Annotated in this window: 11 protein-coding genes and 3 pseudogenes; 11 read left to right on the top strand and 3 right to left on the bottom strand. The window is 43.1% G+C overall.

Going from position 1 to position 15435, the window contains the following annotated elements; all coding sequences use genetic code 11:
* Window positions 1–29 precede the first annotated feature (29 nt).
* The 3 genes from ACK28X_RS08245 (at window position 30) to bioA (ending at window position 5159) form a co-directional block, all read left to right on the top strand.
* Window positions 30–2492 (top strand): penicillin-binding protein 1A, encoded by a 2463-nt coding sequence (locus ACK28X_RS08245; RefSeq protein WP_412058622.1) that lies wholly within the window; start codon window positions 30–32, stop codon window positions 2490–2492.
* 131 nt (window positions 2493–2623) lie between these two features.
* Window positions 2624–3752 (top strand): peptide chain release factor 2 gene (gene prfB, locus ACK28X_RS08240; protein ID WP_412058677.1). Its coding sequence is split into 2 segments (ribosomal slippage): window positions 2624–2692 and window positions 2694–3752, totalling 1128 coding nucleotides; the frame shifts between segments, so codons are not numbered across the junction.
* A gap of 45 nt (window positions 3753–3797) precedes the next feature.
* Complete coding sequence (bioA, locus tag ACK28X_RS08235; protein WP_412058621.1) at window positions 3798–5159, top strand: adenosylmethionine--8-amino-7-oxononanoate transaminase; 1362 nt, start codon at window positions 3798–3800, stop codon at window positions 5157–5159.
* On the opposite strand, the pseudogene ACK28X_RS08230 reads toward bioA, so the two are convergent.
* Window positions 5139–5767 (bottom strand): annotated as a pseudogene (locus tag ACK28X_RS08230) (MarC family protein). The gene bioA and the pseudogene ACK28X_RS08230 sit on opposite strands and share 21 nt — an antisense overlap.
* Before the next feature lie 391 nt (window positions 5768–6158).
* Here ACK28X_RS08230 and ACK28X_RS08225 point away from each other — a divergent pair.
* From ACK28X_RS08225 to ACK28X_RS08190, 8 genes and pseudogenes are all read left to right on the top strand, one after another.
* Window positions 6159–7435: pseudogene (locus ACK28X_RS08225) on the top strand (DNA gyrase subunit A); the annotation flags it as partial.
* Between the two features lie 36 nt (window positions 7436–7471).
* Entirely contained in the window at window positions 7472–8209 is a 738-nt protein-coding gene (locus ACK28X_RS08220; protein WP_412058676.1) for a DNA gyrase C-terminal beta-propeller domain-containing protein, read from the top strand.
* Window positions 8122–8781 carry a DNA gyrase C-terminal beta-propeller domain-containing protein gene (locus ACK28X_RS08215; RefSeq protein WP_412058620.1) on the top strand — a complete coding sequence of 220 codons (660 nt, stop codon included), beginning with the start codon at window positions 8122–8124 and terminating at the stop codon, window positions 8779–8781. The genes ACK28X_RS08220 and ACK28X_RS08215 overlap by 88 nt, the downstream gene beginning before the upstream one ends.
* A 2-nt stretch (window positions 8782–8783) precedes the next feature.
* Complete coding sequence (coaD, locus tag ACK28X_RS08210; RefSeq protein WP_412058619.1) at window positions 8784–9278, top strand: pantetheine-phosphate adenylyltransferase; 495 nt, start codon at window positions 8784–8786, stop codon at window positions 9276–9278.
* A gap of 262 nt (window positions 9279–9540) precedes the next feature.
* Window positions 9541–10056, top strand: coding sequence for a peptidylprolyl isomerase (locus ACK28X_RS08205; RefSeq protein ID WP_412058618.1), 516 nt, complete (start codon window positions 9541–9543; stop codon window positions 10054–10056).
* A gap of 191 nt (window positions 10057–10247) precedes the next feature.
* A complete protein-coding gene (locus ACK28X_RS08200) occupies window positions 10248–10778 on the top strand; it encodes a hypothetical protein (protein ID WP_412058617.1) in 531 nt (176 codons plus the stop codon).
* A gap of 503 nt (window positions 10779–11281) precedes the next feature.
* Window positions 11282–11596: pseudogene (locus ACK28X_RS08195) on the top strand (antA/AntB antirepressor family protein); the annotation flags it as partial.
* Window positions 11570–12280, top strand: coding sequence for a Rha family transcriptional regulator (locus tag ACK28X_RS08190; RefSeq protein ID WP_412058675.1), 711 nt, complete (start codon window positions 11570–11572; stop codon window positions 12278–12280). The pseudogene ACK28X_RS08195 and the gene ACK28X_RS08190, both read left to right, overlap by 27 nt.
* 55 nt (window positions 12281–12335) lie before the next feature.
* Here ACK28X_RS08190 and ACK28X_RS08185 read toward each other — a convergent pair whose 3' ends face one another.
* Window positions 12336–14354 carry an ATP-binding protein gene (locus ACK28X_RS08185; RefSeq protein WP_412058616.1) on the bottom strand — a complete coding sequence of 673 codons (2019 nt, stop codon included), beginning with the start codon at window positions 14352–14354 and terminating at the stop codon, window positions 12336–12338.
* Window positions 14355–15048: 694 nt separating this feature from the next.
* On the bottom strand, window positions 15049–15402 hold the full coding sequence (locus ACK28X_RS08180) for a hypothetical protein (protein WP_412058615.1): 354 nt from the start codon (window positions 15400–15402) through the stop codon (window positions 15049–15051).
* Window positions 15403–15435 lie beyond the last annotated feature (33 nt).

The following is a 15435-nucleotide window of genomic DNA, read 5'->3' as shown; positions in this document are numbered from 1 at the left end:
AAACATTCAGAAAGAGATATCTTATAGCGATGATAATGGCTTTTAAATCAATTCTTAGTGTTAGCGTTGCTATGAGCTTATGTGGATTTGCCGTAGCAAGTGAAGGAGAGGCGACTAACGACCGCCTTCCAAACTATGAAGTTCTCTCGCAATACGAACCTCCCGTTATGACTCGCGTTTACGCATCTGATGGGGCTTTAATGAGCGAATTTGCTACCAAGCAAAGACTTTATCTTCCTATTCAAACCGTACCCGCTTTGGTGAAGGAAGCCTTTATCTCTGCTGAAGATAAAAATTTTTATCGTCATTTTGGCCTTGATCCTGAAGGATTTGCAAGGGCTATGCTTAGTAATATTAAGCAGATTGGCGTCGGCCGCCGCCCGGCAGGGGCTTCCACTATTACCCAACAGGTCGCCAAAAATTTCTTACTGAGTTCAGATGTTACCCTTGAGCGCAAACTTAAAGAGGCCATTTTGGCCATGCGAATTGAACGCGCCTATTCTAAAGATCATATTCTAGAACTCTATTTGAATGAAATCTATTTAGGACGTGGGGCTTATGGGATTGCGGCCGCCGCTTTAACTTATTTTAATAAATCAGTCGATGACCTTACCCTTGCCGAATGTGCCTATCTTGCGGCTTTACCTAAAGGACCCAGTAATTATGATCCGTTTCGCTATCCAGAGCGCGCAACTGAGCGACGCAATTGGGTTATTGATCGGATGGTTGATAACGGCTACGCAACTTTAGAACAAGGGGCATTAGCTAAGAAACAGCCATTGGACATCACGATACGGGGCAGAGATAGCTATGTTTTTGGTAGCGAATATTTTACAGAAGAAGTGCGCCGACAATTGATTAATGATTACGGAGCAAAGGCTTTGTACGAAGGGGGACTTTTGGTGCGCACAACGCTTGACCCTAAACTACAAATCATAGCGCGGAAAGCACTTCAAGATGGGCTTATAAAATTCGATCAAAATCATGGTTGGCGTGGACCGTATCAGCACGTCGATATCAAAGGTGATTGGGGTGCGACCATCGCTGATATCGCAGCTTTCAGCGATGTGCCTGAATGGACGCTTGCTGTTGTGTTGGCCATAAATCACGATGACGTGACAATTGGGTTGCAACCTAAACGCGTTCCTTCAGGTAAACTAGATGCCACGCGGATCATTGCCAAAATTGCACTCTCCGATATGAGGTGGGCCTTGCGTACGTTCAACGCACAAGGCCGCCTTACCACCGCTAAAGATCCGGCAGGTGTTTTGAATGTAGGTGATGTAGTTTTTGTCGAAAAAAAACCTAAAACAAATAATGCCTACCTCCTGCGCCAGCCCCCTAAAGTGCAAGGAGCTATCGTAGCCATGGAACCACGGACAGGGCGCGTACTAGCGATGAGCGGTGGTTTTTCCTTTGCACAATCCGAATTTAACCGCGCTACACAAGCCTATCGCCAGCCAGGGTCGGCCTTTAAGCCTTTTGTCTATGCGGCGGCTCTTGATAATGGCTATACTCCTGCTTCGGTAGTTTTAGATGGACCGGTAGAAGTTACTCAACCTAATGGGCAAGTATGGAAGCCAAAAAATTACGGTGGCACCTTCGCAGGCCCCTCCACCTTGCGCTATGGGGTCGAACATTCACGCAATTTGATGACAGTGCGCTTAGCTAACGATTTAGGGATGCCTATTGTTACTGAATATGCCGAACGCTTTGGCCTTTATAAAAAACTACAACCTTATTTGCCTATGGCGCTTGGAGCCGGTGAAACAACTGTATTAAAAATGGTTACGGCTTATGCGGTCATTGCTAATGGCGGGCGTTCGATTGCACCCTCTTTAATCGATCGGATTCAAGATCGCTTTGGCTCTACGATTTACCGTCATGATGCACGCATATGTGAGAGTTGTAATGTTGAAAAATGGGAAAATCAACCAGAACCTTTGCTTAAAGATGTGCAAGATCAAGTGCTTGACCCTATGACAGCTTATCAGATCACCTCTATGATGGAAGGTGTAGTGCAGCGTGGTACCGCAGGGCGTTTGCGCTATTTAAATCGGCATATCGCTGGGAAAACAGGTACGACTAATGATTCTAAGGATACATGGTTCATCGGCTTTACGCCTGATCTCGTGGTGGGTGTATTTATTGGTTATGACCAGCCAGCAAGTTTAGGTTTTGGGGGCACTGGAAGTTCTTTAGCTGCACCCGTATTTGGCGAATTCATGGAAGATGCCATGAAGGGTAAGCCCAACGTACCCTTTAAAGTACCACCTAGGATGATTCAGGTGGCGATTGATCGTCGAACTGGTATGTCGGCCAGTGCGGATAGCGGCGATGTTATCATCGAAGCTTTTAAACCTGGAACGGGCCCTGCTAATGTCTATGAGGTAATCGGGGCGAGTGAAACCTTTCGAGAAGGGGTAAAAACCGCTCCTGCATCACCGCAAGTCAATCGTGCGATCGAAAGCGGTGATGGCGGCCTTTTCTAATAACCATACCCTACGCGGAAGGGGCTTTTAAACGAGCCATTAGTGATGTATGGCCTGTATTGCTTGTCAGATGCCAAATGGATGGTTATATAAAAGCACCTGAATCGTCTCATGCCATGAGGATAGAGATAATGCGCGCAGCAATGGAAGATTTAACCGCAGAAATTCAGCAGGCGATCGACCTGCTAAGGAGGCATCTTTGACTGGGAGGAGTCTCTCAAACGCTTAGATTATCTTAACCAATGTACGGAAGATCCAACTCTTTGGGATAACCCGCAAAAAGCCCAAGAAATGATGCGCGAGCGGCAAAGACTTGATGATGCAATCAAAGAAATCAACAGTTTTCAACATAACCTTGACGATAATATAGCTCTTATTCAAATGGGCGAGGAAGAAGGTGATGAGAATGTGATTCTTCATTGTGAGAAAGAAATCCGTGCACTTAAGGCCTTGACCGATAAACAGCAGATCGCTTTGCTTTTAGCAGGTGAAGCTGATGCTAATGATACTTATCTTGAGGTACATGCTGGAGCAGGGGGAACTGAAAGCCAAGATTGGGCATCAATGCTATTGCGTATGTATGGGCGCTGGGCTGAGCAACATAGCATGAAGGTGGAAATTCTAGAAATCCATGATGGGGAAGAGGCAGGAATTAAATCCGCTACTTTACTTATCAGAGGCTATAATGCTTATGGCCTTCTAAAAACGGAGTCTGGTGTACACCGTTTAGTGAGGATCTCACCTTTTGATTCTAACGCCCGCCGCCACACGTCTTTTGCCAGTATTTGGGTCTATCCAGTGATTGATGATACAATTCAGGTTGACGTTTTAGAATCGGATGTACGAATTGATACGTACCGCGCTTCTGGTGCAGGTGGCCAGCATATTAATACTACCGACTCAGCTGTTCGTATCACGCACCTAAAAACGGGGATTGTTGTTCAATGCCAAGCAGAGCGCTCGCAACATAAAAACAAAGCAGCTGCTTGGGCAATGTTACGGGCTCGCCTCTATGAAGAAGAGCTTAAGAAGCGTGAAGAAGAATCCAACGCTATAGAAACTACTAAAACTGAAATCGGTTGGGGACATCAAATCCGCTCTTATGTGTTGCAGCCTTATCAATTGGTTAAAGATTTGCGTACGGGAGTTGAAAGCACTGATCCGCAAACCGTACTTAATGGCGACCTTGATGCCTTTATGGCGGCAGCCCTTGCTCAACGTGTGCACGGCAGTAAGGAATCAGTAGTTGAACTTGATTAAGCCTACACAATTTTATTTACCGTCGTAAAATTAAGGAGGCGGTGTATGGTGGAATGGATAATAGATGAACCATTGATCGCGCGCGATAGAAAGCACGTTTGGCATCCCTTTACTCAAGAGTGTACAGCGCCCCCGCCAATTGCAATTGATCACGCAGATGGCGCGTACCTTTATGATACAGATGGCAAAGCCTATCTGGATCTTATTTCTAGCTGGTGGGTGAATATGCATGGCCATGCTCACCCAGCGATCGCTAAAGCTATTTATGAGCAAGCACAAAAATTAGAACATGTGATTTTTGCGGGCTTCACGCATGCGCCTGCAATCGAATTGTGTGAGCGCTTGTGTACCCTTTTGCCACCAGCTCTGTCGAAATGTTTTTTTTCTGATAACGGTTCAACTGCTGTAGAAGTAGCTTTAAAGATGGCCTACCAATATTGGGCCAATCAAGGCGCAGAAGAACGCAGTCTTTTTTTAAGCTTTTCTGGCGGCTATCACGGCGATACATTTGGAGCTATGTCTGTAGGGGCTGCATCTGTATTTCATTCGCCTTTCCAAAAATTATTTTTTAAAACTATCACGATTCCCTACCCTGACACATGGGAAGGCGATAATACCATCACTAGCAAAGAAGACAGCGCTCTTACTCAATTAGAACACCAACTTACTACAAAAGGTCATCAAATTGCCGCTCTTATTATTGAGCCCTTAGTTCAGGGAGCGAGTGGTATGCGCATATGTAGGCCAGCCTTTATGCAAAAAGTTGTTGCCATGTGCCAAAGGGCAGGGGTACTGGTAATTTTTGATGAAGTCATGACAGGCTTTGGCCGGTTAGGAGCGCTTTTTGCACTAGACTTGCTAGGGGTTGTTCCAGATTTTCTTTGCCTGTCCAAAGGGCTTACGGGCGGATTTTTGCCTCTTGCCCTTACCGTTACGCAGCCTGAAATTTATGAAGGTTTTTTAAGCCCACAAGCCGGCAATGCCTTTTTGCATGGCCATTCTTATACGGCTAATCCTATTGCTTGTCGCGCCGCTTTGGCTTCTCTTGATTTGCTCATAGATCCTTCTTGTGAGGCTCGCCGCGCGGAGATAAGCCGCGCTCATGTCCAAGGTGGTACTCTCTTGAAAGCTAAGTGTCCTCGTATCCAGCGTTACCGACACCTGGGTACAATCAATAGTTTTAGTTTGCCCTTTTCTGATGAAACACTTGCGACCTTTCGACAAGATGCTTTAGATGCCGGCCTTTTATTACGTCCCTTAGGACAAGAGCTATACCTCTTACCGCCTTATTGTGTTGATGAAACCACACTCCTTACCTTACCGCTTAGACACTTGCCAAACTTTGTAGTCATCATGGAGCTTAGGGGTTATGCTACAATTACAGTTTTAAGCTATAAGCTGTTGTAGACCATCAGCGACAAATTGCACCGCTAAAGCTGCTAAGACCACCCCAAAAAAAAAGTCGTTACAATACCGCGGGCCGTTGTGCCCAAAAGGCGATCAATCGAATTACTTAAAACCATAAAAAAATAGCAGATAAAAACCGCAATTATAATTACTACAATCGTGCTAATGTTACCAAGAAGAGTAGGGTTTTTACTGCTCATCAAGATAGTAGCTGAAATAGCGCCTGGCCCTGCAATTAAAGGTATAGCTAAGGGAAATGCAGCAATATTGCGAATGTGGTCGCGGGTGATTGAATTTTGCGCGCTGGTTGTTTTACGCTGGGCGCGTTTTTCAAAAATCATCTCAAAAGCGATAGCGAATAATAATATGCCCCCTGAAATTTGAAAAGCGCTAATCGAAATTGACAGGCTTTGTAAGAGAATATCACCAAAAAGAGCAAAAAAGAGTAAAATAAAACAAGCAATGATTGCAGCAGTCAAAGCAGTCATACTACGCTCTTTGCGGCTCATACCATAGGTAATGCCAATAAATAGTGGAATCAACCCAGGGGGATCAATCGTCACTAACAAGGTGATTAAGGCATTAAACAAAGAGCTAATTTCGAACATTAAAAGATTTCACTATTAGTTTGTCGGCTAAGCTTGTGTAGCGTTTTTTCGCACGGACTGCAAATATAATAAACAAACAGAAATATATTTTGTTCCATTGAATTAACTGTTTGAAAATAAAGATTTATTTTCAAAAATCATACAGGGTATTTCTTGGCTTTTTATAAGAGATTGTTTATAAGGTTATAGATGATTCTTTTGGGAAAGTGTGAACCGTGAGCGATTTAAGTGTATCGTCTGAATTTGATACCCCTGATGGCGTAGAGTCCATTAACATTGTTGAGGAAATGCAACGCTCTTATCTTGATTATGCGATGAGTGTAATTGTTTCCGAGCTTTGCCTGACGTGCGCGATGGGCTTAAGCCTGTACATCGGCGGATTTTGCATGCCATGAACGAAATGGGGCTCCATTACAATAAGGCCTATCGGAAATCAGCGGGTGTGATCGGTGAGGTCATGGGTAAGTTCCACCCCCATGGTGACGCATCAATTTATGATGCTTTGGTGCGGATGGCTCAAGATTTTTCCTTACGGAATCCACTAATCGATGGTCAAGGAAATTTCGGTTCAATTGATGGCGACCCTCCAGCAGCCATGCGTTATACTGAATGCCGCCTTGAGAAAGTCTCTGAGAACCTCTTGCTGGATATCGACAAAGAAACCGTTGATTTTCAAGAAAATTACGATGGTCGCGAACGTGAGCCTATGGTTTTGCCTGCTCGGTTCCCTAACCTCTTGGTGAATGGTTCAGGGGGAATAGCTGTAGGAATGGCCACAAATATTCCACCCCATAATCTTGGCGAAGTCATTGATGGCTGCATTGCCTTAATTGATAACCCTACTATTGGCCTTGAAGAAATGATCGACATCATCCCAGGCCCAGATTTTCCTACCGGTGGCATTATTCTTGGCCGTTCTGGGATACGTAGCGCTTATGAAACGGGACGAGGTTCAGTTATCATGCGCGCTAAAGTAAATATCGAAGAGATACGTAACGATCGTCAGGCCATTATTGTTACCGAGATTCCTTATCAAGTTAATAAAGCCACAATGATCGAAAAAATCGCCGAATTGGTGCGCGAAAAGCGGATCATAGGCATAGCTGATTTGCGTGATGAATCTGACCGTGAAGGCTATCGCGTGGTGATAGAACTACGCCGTGATGCCGTAGCCGATGTAATACTCAATCAATTATACCGCTACACCGCTTTGCAGACTTCCTTTGGTTGCAATATAGTAGCGCTTAATGGCGGCAAGCCTAAACAAATGAACTTGCTTGATATTTTGCGCGCCTTTGTGACTTTCCGTGAAGAGGTGTAAGTAGGCGTACAAAATATCTTTTGCGCAAAGCACGTGAGCGGGCTCATGTTTTGGTAGGTCTTGCGATTGCCGTGGCTAATATTGATGAGGTTATCGCTCTTATCCGCCGCGCGCCCGATCCCCAAACCGCTCGGGCCGAGCTAATGGCGCGATGCTGGCCCGCACATGATGTAACATCACTTATTCAACTGATTGACGACCCGCGCCATATTATTCATGCGGATCAAACCTACAATCTATCGGAGGAGCAAGCGCGGGCGATTTTAGATCTGCGTCTTCAACGCCTAACCGCCTTAGGGCGCGACGAAATCGCGGAAGAAATCAACAAGATAGGCGCAGAGATTGCTGATTATTTAGATATTTTGGCTTCTCATACGCGTATTATGAGTATCGTCAAGGATGAGCTTTTGGCGGTACGGCAGGAGTTTGCTACTCCCCGCCGAACAATTTTCAGCCATGGCGGCGCCGAGATGGATGACGAAGATCTTATTGCTCGTGAAGACATGGTGGTAACGGTGAGCCATAGCGGCTATATTAAGCGCGTTCCACTCAGCACCTATCGTGCCCAAAAACGTGGTGGGAAAGGGCGTTCAGGCATGAGCACTAAGGATGAGGATTTTGTTACGCGTCTTTTTGTAGCCAATACACATACGCCCGTGTTGTTTTTTTCATCGCGTGGAATCGTTTATAAAGAAAAAGTATGGCGTCTACCTGTAGGCACGCCTCAATCGCGCGGAAAAGCGCTTATAAATATGTTGCCCCTACAGGAAGGCGAACGCATCACCACCATTATGCCGCTTCCCGAAGATGAAACAAGTTGGGCGGGTTTAGATGTAATGTTTGCAACTTCACGTGGAACGGTGCGCCGCAATAAGCTTTCAGATTTTGTGCAAGTTAACCGCAATGGAAAAATTGCTATGAAATTTGAAGATGAAACTGATGAGATCTTGTCGGTAGAAACCTGTACGGAACATAACGATGTGGTGCTAACCACACAGCTAAAGGCCAAGCGATCCGCTTTCCTGTTACCGATGTGCGTGTTTTCTCTGGTCGCAATTCTGTCGGTGTGCGAGGTATTAATTTGGCTGAAGGCGATAAAGTTATCTCTATGGCGATTCTAAGCCACGTTGAGACGAGCCCTGAAGAACGCCTTTCTTATATTAAGAGATCGATTGCGGAACGCCGCGCCGCTGGTATTGCGGCGGAAGATACCACGGCTCAAAGCGAAGAAGAGTTTACGAGCGGCGATATAGCAGATGTAGAAGTGGCATTAAGTGATATCCGCTATGCGGATTTAAGCCAGCGAGAGCAAACCCTTTTAACGGTGAGTGAGTTTGGCTACGGCAAGCGGTCTTCTTCCTATGAATTCCGTATTTCCAAGCGGGGGGGGAAGGGTATTCGCGCTACCGACCCAAATAAAGCGGATGAGATTGGAAATTTGGTTGCTGCCTTTCCTGTTGAAGAAAAAGATCAAATAATGCTGGTTTCTGATGGAGGACAATTGATTCGGGTGCCAGTAGCAGGCATTCGGATTGCTGGTCGTGCTACCAAGGGCGTAACAATCTTCAACACTGCTAAAAATGAGAGGGTGGTATCGGTAGAACATATTTCCGAATGCGACGAAGGTGAAAACTCTGAAGCCATTGCTGTGCAGGAATATGAAGCAAACAAAACGCCGTCTGAAAAGGAATAAAGGTGAAAATCGCCATTTATGCGGGATCATTTGATCCTATCACCAATGGACATATGGATGTTTTGCGTGGAGCTCTCGCGCTTGCTGATCAGGTAGTGGTGGCGATTGGTATCCAGCCTAATAAAGTACCACTTTTTAGTTATGAGGAACGAGAGGCTCTTATCTACGAAACAGCAACTAAAGTGTTGAAAGCAGAGAAAACGCGTTTACGCGTGATCACTTTTGATAATCTATTGGTTCGTGCGGCGCAAGAAGTCAATGCATCTTTTATTATCCGTGGTCTGCGTGATGGAACGGATTTAGATTACGAAATGCAAATGGCTGGTATGAATGGAACTATGGCGCCCGAATTACAAACGGTCTTTTTGCCTGCTAGTGTTTCTGTACGGGCGATTGCCGCAACGCTTGTCCGGCAGATTGCGGCTATGGGGGGAGATATATCCCCCTTCGTTCCTCAACATGTGGCAACGGCTATTAAAAAAAAATTTCAATCCTAAAACCTTGAGAAAATTTTTAGCGTTTGAACCCTTATCGTTTATGGGTCATGGCTCAATAATGCATTTGTTACTAACCATCAAGGATGTGGAACAGCATGCCTTTTAAACGCAAGGCCCGGGGGATAAGACCTAAGGAAAATGCTAGTCTAACCAATTCATAGTGACAAGACCAAACAAAATAACCTCGTAAATAATGGAAATATCTTTACTCCTGATATAATAATCAAAGCGGTAATTGAATAAACACTAAAGGAGAGCCCCCATGGCTAATACACACGACCCAGAAAATACACTGATCCTTGAGACAAGCCAAGGCAATGTGGTCATTGCACTTTTTCCTGATTTAGCACCAAAACATGTAGCGCGGGTAAAAGAGTTGGCGCGTGAGGGCGCCTACGATCAAGTAATCTTTCACCGCGTAATTGATGGCTTTATGGCCCAAACGGGGGATGTTACCTTTGGTAAAAAAGACAGTGTGCAATTTGACCTCAAAAAGGCGGGTATGGGCGGTTCGAATAAGCCAGATCTTATGGCTGAATTCTCCGATACTCCCCATAAGCGCGGCGTGCTTTCCATGGCGCGCAGCCAAAATCCCGATTCTGCTAATTCACAATTCTTTATTTGCTTGGAAGATGCTCCTTGGCTTGATCGACAATATTCTGTCTGGGGTAAGGTAATTGAAGGCATGGAAACTGTAGATAAGATTAAGCGTGGTGAACCCGTAGTTGATCCAGATAGCATTATCAAAGCACGTATTGCAGCTGATCAAACCACTTAAAGCATCCCAAAGCGAATCCAAGGTTTAGTTTTTATGGCTAAACCTTGGGATTGTTGATTTTATCAACTCTAGTTAGGGTTTTATTTAGACTGTTAATTTATGATTATAGTGGGGATAGCGGGTATAGAAAGATAATATTGCGAGCCGCTATGCATCAATCACCCCACGAGAAGTCTCCCCCTCCTTTTTCTATGGATAGGTATTTTTCGCGCTCTGCAACGTGTTTGTTGGCCATCCATTATCTTCTCCAAGAAGCACGTAAACAAACTACTGCCATGGTTTCTAGCTCTGAAAAAGCAAAAGTCCAAGAACATAATTCTATTACAACATCAACTTCTCAGTTTAGTGAAAAAAAGGCAAAAACCATTTCTTGTCAATTAAATAAGGCACAAAAACAATTAGAAGAAATAAGCTATGCTCTTATTGTTGAATACCAAAAAGGTAAAGAAACAGAAATGCGAATACAGAAAATTTTAGGTAATATTCGCGATCAATTAATCAATTTTCAAAATGGTTTTGCGGACGCAGGCCGCAATGTTTTTCAAGAGTTACGCCACATCCGTGGCCATATACAAAATACAAATCTTACAAGCTCAATGGATAAAGCTAGAAATAACACAGATATAGCCCCAAGTAATATTGATCAAATCATTGTACAGCTACGTAAAGCTCGGCTAGCTATGTCTGAAGAAGACCCACATTTATTCAAAGATGTACATTAAAAGTCGACAATTTATTGGTGCCCCCAGAGAGACTCGAATCACCCATTTTTCACACCTTAACCCTTTGATTTTACTTTATAAAAAAATAGGTTCGGGATTGATTTTGGGGGGTTCGGGAATAGGTTTGTCGAAAAAATGGCAGTCCTCTTATACGAATTTTATTCCAATCCAAGCAAAAAATCAAACCCAAACGATACGAAACCGAAAGGTAGGGCATGGGGCAAATCGCCTCGCTTGACAAAAATCCTAAAACCGCTATGTTGAAAACAAGTGCCTAGAAAACACTTAAATCACAAGCGGCTAAATAACCGAAATTATTTACCGTTCCGAACAATTCGACTTATTGTCATGCTTCTATGCATGTGCCTTATGTCGGGTGTAGTTGCGCCATACAATACCCGCAAGGGGAAAGTGTAACGACGGACTTGTGACCGTGTTTTCTAGCACCCGACGCCCCTATGGGGTGTCTCATAGAAAACGTTAATCTCACAAGGATTTCAATTATGAACAATCTTATTACAATCAACGAAACAGCTATAGGGCAAGACACTGTGCAAACGGTGAATGCTCGTGAATTGCATGCCTTTTTGGAAGTGAAGTCGCGCTTCAATGATTGGATGCGTATTCGTATTAACGAATATGACTTTAAGGAAAATCAAGACTTTATAGCGCTTACTAAAATTTTAGTAAGCGGTGGAAAACAGGCTGACTACCACCTCACTCTCGACATGGCGAAAGAGCTTTCCATGGTTGAGAAAAACGAACGCGGCAAAGAAGCAAGACGGTATTTTATTGAATGTGAACGCCTTGCCAAGCAAGCGGCTAAAAATGGACAACAAGTAAGTTCTATTGCACCTGCAACACTCACTCTTTCAAGCCGCGAAATCGCCAAGCTATGTTGTAAGCGTCATGATCGGGTCGCAAAAGATATTGAACGTATGCTTTTAGTCTTAAAGCGTGATGTGTCTCTCTTTGCACGTCTTTATACGACCAATAAAAATACCAAACAAACTGAATACCTTTTACCCAAGCGCGAATGCCTTATCCTTGTTTCAGGTTACAGCACAGTGTTGCGGGCAAAGATTGTCGACCGCTGGTTAGAGCTGGAACAAGCAAATCAACCACAGCTACAATTGACGCAAGAAGATGATACCGTCTATCGCCTTCCAGAAGACCGCACAAAGATACCGCTACGCATCAGAGACTGCATCAACAAACACGCCCAACAATTAGCCGCGCTATATCGACTAGAAGCAGAGGCCTATTTGCTTAATCATGTTTACATGGGTGCCGTAGGCATATGGCGTGAGATATCCTTCTCAAAGGTCGAAGAACGTCTAAAGAAAGTCCTATGGCTAGATGTGGTCGATAAAGAGTTAGCCGAAATGCGCTCTGCCCATTATCTTCTTTTCAGAGCGCTAAGAGACATGATCACAAGAGACGTTAAAAAGCTGGAAGAGCTACACCTTTCAGCGCCTAACGAGCGCTTGCTTGTCGCTTAAGCGTAAAAATGCTTCCCCCGTCTTTAGACGGGGGATTTTGATGACTTGTATCAGTTCAGCCTATCCCAAGCTTTTTAAAGAACGCTTTGTTTCGCATTTTTGCGTCTTTAAGAAGCTTTGTCCAGCTCAAGACCTCTATATAGAGATTGCCACTATCGTGCCATTGAAACCAACCTAATCCATCAGGCATCGGCTTAAAGTCTTTTATTTTGAGAAGCCACCTATTTACTTTAGGTGTTAAGTCGCAAATCACGTATCCGTAAAAAGGTGTTGTTTCATTAACGCGAATATTTAATCCAGTGGGTGTACGGAACTCGCCATCTCTAATATGGTTTACATATTGAATAATTTGTGTAATGGGGTCTTCGCTCGAGGATTCATTAGCGAAATCGTCTCGCTGTGGTCTTTTAAATTCAAATATCGTTATAGGATTGCTAGTTTCATTCTCACCCCGAAATGCTACACGTTGATCATAAGCTATAATATCAGGCCGACCACTATTCTTAGAACCGTCTAGGGATTTGTCAGATGAAATATAAGAAGTAAAGTTTAACCTTTCATCTAGTATCCAAAGATTGTGGTCATCATAATTGAGACTTTCTGTATCTTTTTTACGTGGCATGATGATATCATGTAGTTCGCCTTCAGATTTATATTTACAATTGGCGTCTATTTCCAGTGATTTTTCAAAAATATCTAAAATCAATTTCCTCATACAGACGTAGTGCGCAAGATCATTTTTACTTGTTGCAGAAATCCTTTTCACTACTTGACTGACGTTTTTAGCTAATTTATCGGAATTTTGCTTTTTTAATAAGGCAGTCACCTGCTGAAGTGTTTCCGTTTCTTTTTCGTGCTTTTTCCGTTGAAGATAAAGCTCAATATCTGTATTTGATGGCTTCATACCTAGATCACTAAAATCAACCTCCTTCGCGAGGGTTTTATGCCATGGCGCCCCATTACTAATATAATTATTAATTAGCTCCTGTTTATCCGCCCTCCTCTTTGCAAGAGCATTTTCTAAAACAGATTGAGCAATTTCAGCGGCTGTTTCTTCAATTTGACTTTGAGAAATACTGCTAAAAAGATCTGTATCTGGCGGAAAATTGAATTCACTGCGTTCAAGCGACACATGTTGGTTTAGATACTCACCAAAAACGTAGACCTTGAGGCAAAACTTTTGTTCCTTTGAGGATATACCATCTATATCATTATCGCAGAACAGTTCTTCAAATTCTGGTGCATATTTAGAAAGTGAAGTGGATACTACATTTCGGCGATGTGCTATAAGGCAAATTTCATTCTTAGGCGCTCCTAAATCTTTTCTTTGCCCATAAAATTTAAAAATCCGCACCTGAAATTTTTCTGCTTCTTGGTGCGCTTGGAGCGTGAATATATTTCGTTCAATAGGTAGTTCAACAATTTTACTATCATCGCTTATTACATAATCGTTGAGGCAAATACTATTGTTAGGGTCGTTCTCCTCACATAGTGTGATATCTGGGCAAATTATATCTTTATCTAGAAAATATAATAACAACCGAGCTACGATAACATGAGCAATATTATCAATATTTTTATGCGGAAAACTATCTGATTTTAACCCATATATTTTAACGACTGTGCCAGTATGCTTATTCTTGGAAACAGATGTCTTCTCATTGATTATAATATCTTGTTCTTTCCCCATCTTAAACAAGCGATCGTAGAGTATACTATTGGTAACAAAGGTGCTTTCTACCTCTAAATGATCATAATATTTGAGACAAGAAAATCGCCCGAAACCCTTGCCGCCTAAATGAGCCTTCTGGTCACTATAGACTGTATCAAATGATTTACGATTATCTTCCGTAAAGCCAATCCCGTTATCTCTCACGATAAAGCCATCAATAACACCCAATCTATCAATAAAATCGCCTTGGCTACGTATGACTTGAATGTTAATAGAGCCTTTCCCATCACCTTTTTGTTCGGTGGCGTGAATGGCGTTTACAACTAGCTCTAGCAATGGCGTATAAATATTAGTGCCAGATCGGATGTTTTCAATTAGCCGTTTAATGTTAACATTGCTCATATCTGCTCCAGCACATTACCCGATACACCGCTTAACCTCAATTATAAAATATCCAAAAACCTTCGGTAGTTGTCTCCTCAATCAATCCCCCTTCAGCATATATGTTTTTAAGATAAAGACTAATATTATCAATGGAGCACTTGAATAACTCTGCCATAAGCTTGTGACTAAGCCTAATTAAATAGTTCTCACAACCAGTTTGAATGCTTTCTTCGCCTGCTTATTGGATAAAAATCAAAAAAAATCAGCTCTAATATTGCGGGTGATTAGTTTTTTAGGAGAGACACGACACCTATCGAAATGAGTCTTCTAGTGCTTCATGTTACTAATTTTCTCTTGCCTGTCAAACGATAGCGATAAGAAGTTGGTGCAGATCATCACGGCGTTTGCACTGTTTTTATAAGAGAAGGTTCGCACCGATATTTCGCATGCAGTACCATTTGTTTTGTAGACGCGTCCATACAGAGATTATGAGTGAGTTTTTAAAGAAATGGAGCCACAGTACAGGAAAAATAAAAGCCATGACTTACAGCTTTGCTCTTGGCATGACCTATAAAAAATAAAGCCCTAGCGGAAACTAGGACTTTATTAAACTCAATAACTCAGAAAAGTCATTCATTCATGAATTGGATCAATAGTAGCGTAGATATATTTTCATGTCAAGAAAATTTAACTAGCTAAAATATAGACTTATCTAGTTTTTCCACGTGAAAATAATAGCGCAAGACGCTAGCAACAGCTCTATGCTGGAAACACCAACAGCACCACAAATAAACCCCGCTAAACCCATAATATTATTAGGGCTGAGGCCATCATCAACGCCCACCATATCAAATCTTAGCAAGAGATGATAAAGCATATAAGAAACGGTGGGTGAAGCATAAATCGCCAATACACCGCCGCCCACCCATTCACAAACCCGTTGCCAACACGATTTATCATGATTGGCCAATTGACGTACAAAAGCACCAAATATACCAGCAAGCGCTGTTGATAGCATCATGCCAAACCATGAAAGCCAATCGGGGGGTATCTGTTTTTCGGGCATAGGGGATCCTTCTTACTGTGTAGATATTTTACG

It is taken from the genome of Bartonella sp. DGB2, assembly GCF_046843095.1.
Lineage (GTDB): Bacteria > Pseudomonadota > Alphaproteobacteria > Rhizobiales > Rhizobiaceae > Bartonella.
The sequence above is the reverse complement of the archived record's forward strand: the minus strand, read 5'-3'. Positions and strand labels throughout refer to the sequence as shown.

Coding starts and splice junctions, on each gene's coding strand:
- ACK28X_RS08245 (WP_412058622.1), top strand. CDS start 30: ATGATAATGGCTTTTAAATCAATTCTTAGTGTTAGCGTTGCTATGAGC.
- bioA (WP_412058621.1), top strand. CDS start 3,798: ATGGTGGAATGGATAATAGATGAACCATTGATCGCGCGCGATAGAAAG.
- ACK28X_RS08220 (WP_412058676.1), top strand. CDS start 7,472: ATGAGTATCGTCAAGGATGAGCTTTTGGCGGTACGGCAGGAGTTTGCT.
- ACK28X_RS08205 (WP_412058618.1), top strand. CDS start 9,541: ATGGCTAATACACACGACCCAGAAAATACACTGATCCTTGAGACAAGC.
- ACK28X_RS08200 (WP_412058617.1), top strand. CDS start 10,248: ATGGATAGGTATTTTTCGCGCTCTGCAACGTGTTTGTTGGCCATCCAT.
- ACK28X_RS08185 (WP_412058616.1), bottom strand. CDS start 14,354: ATGAGCAATGTTAACATTAAACGGCTAATTGAAAACATCCGATCTGGC.
- ACK28X_RS08180 (WP_412058615.1), bottom strand. CDS start 15,402: ATGCCCGAAAAACAGATACCCCCCGATTGGCTTTCATGGTTTGGCATG.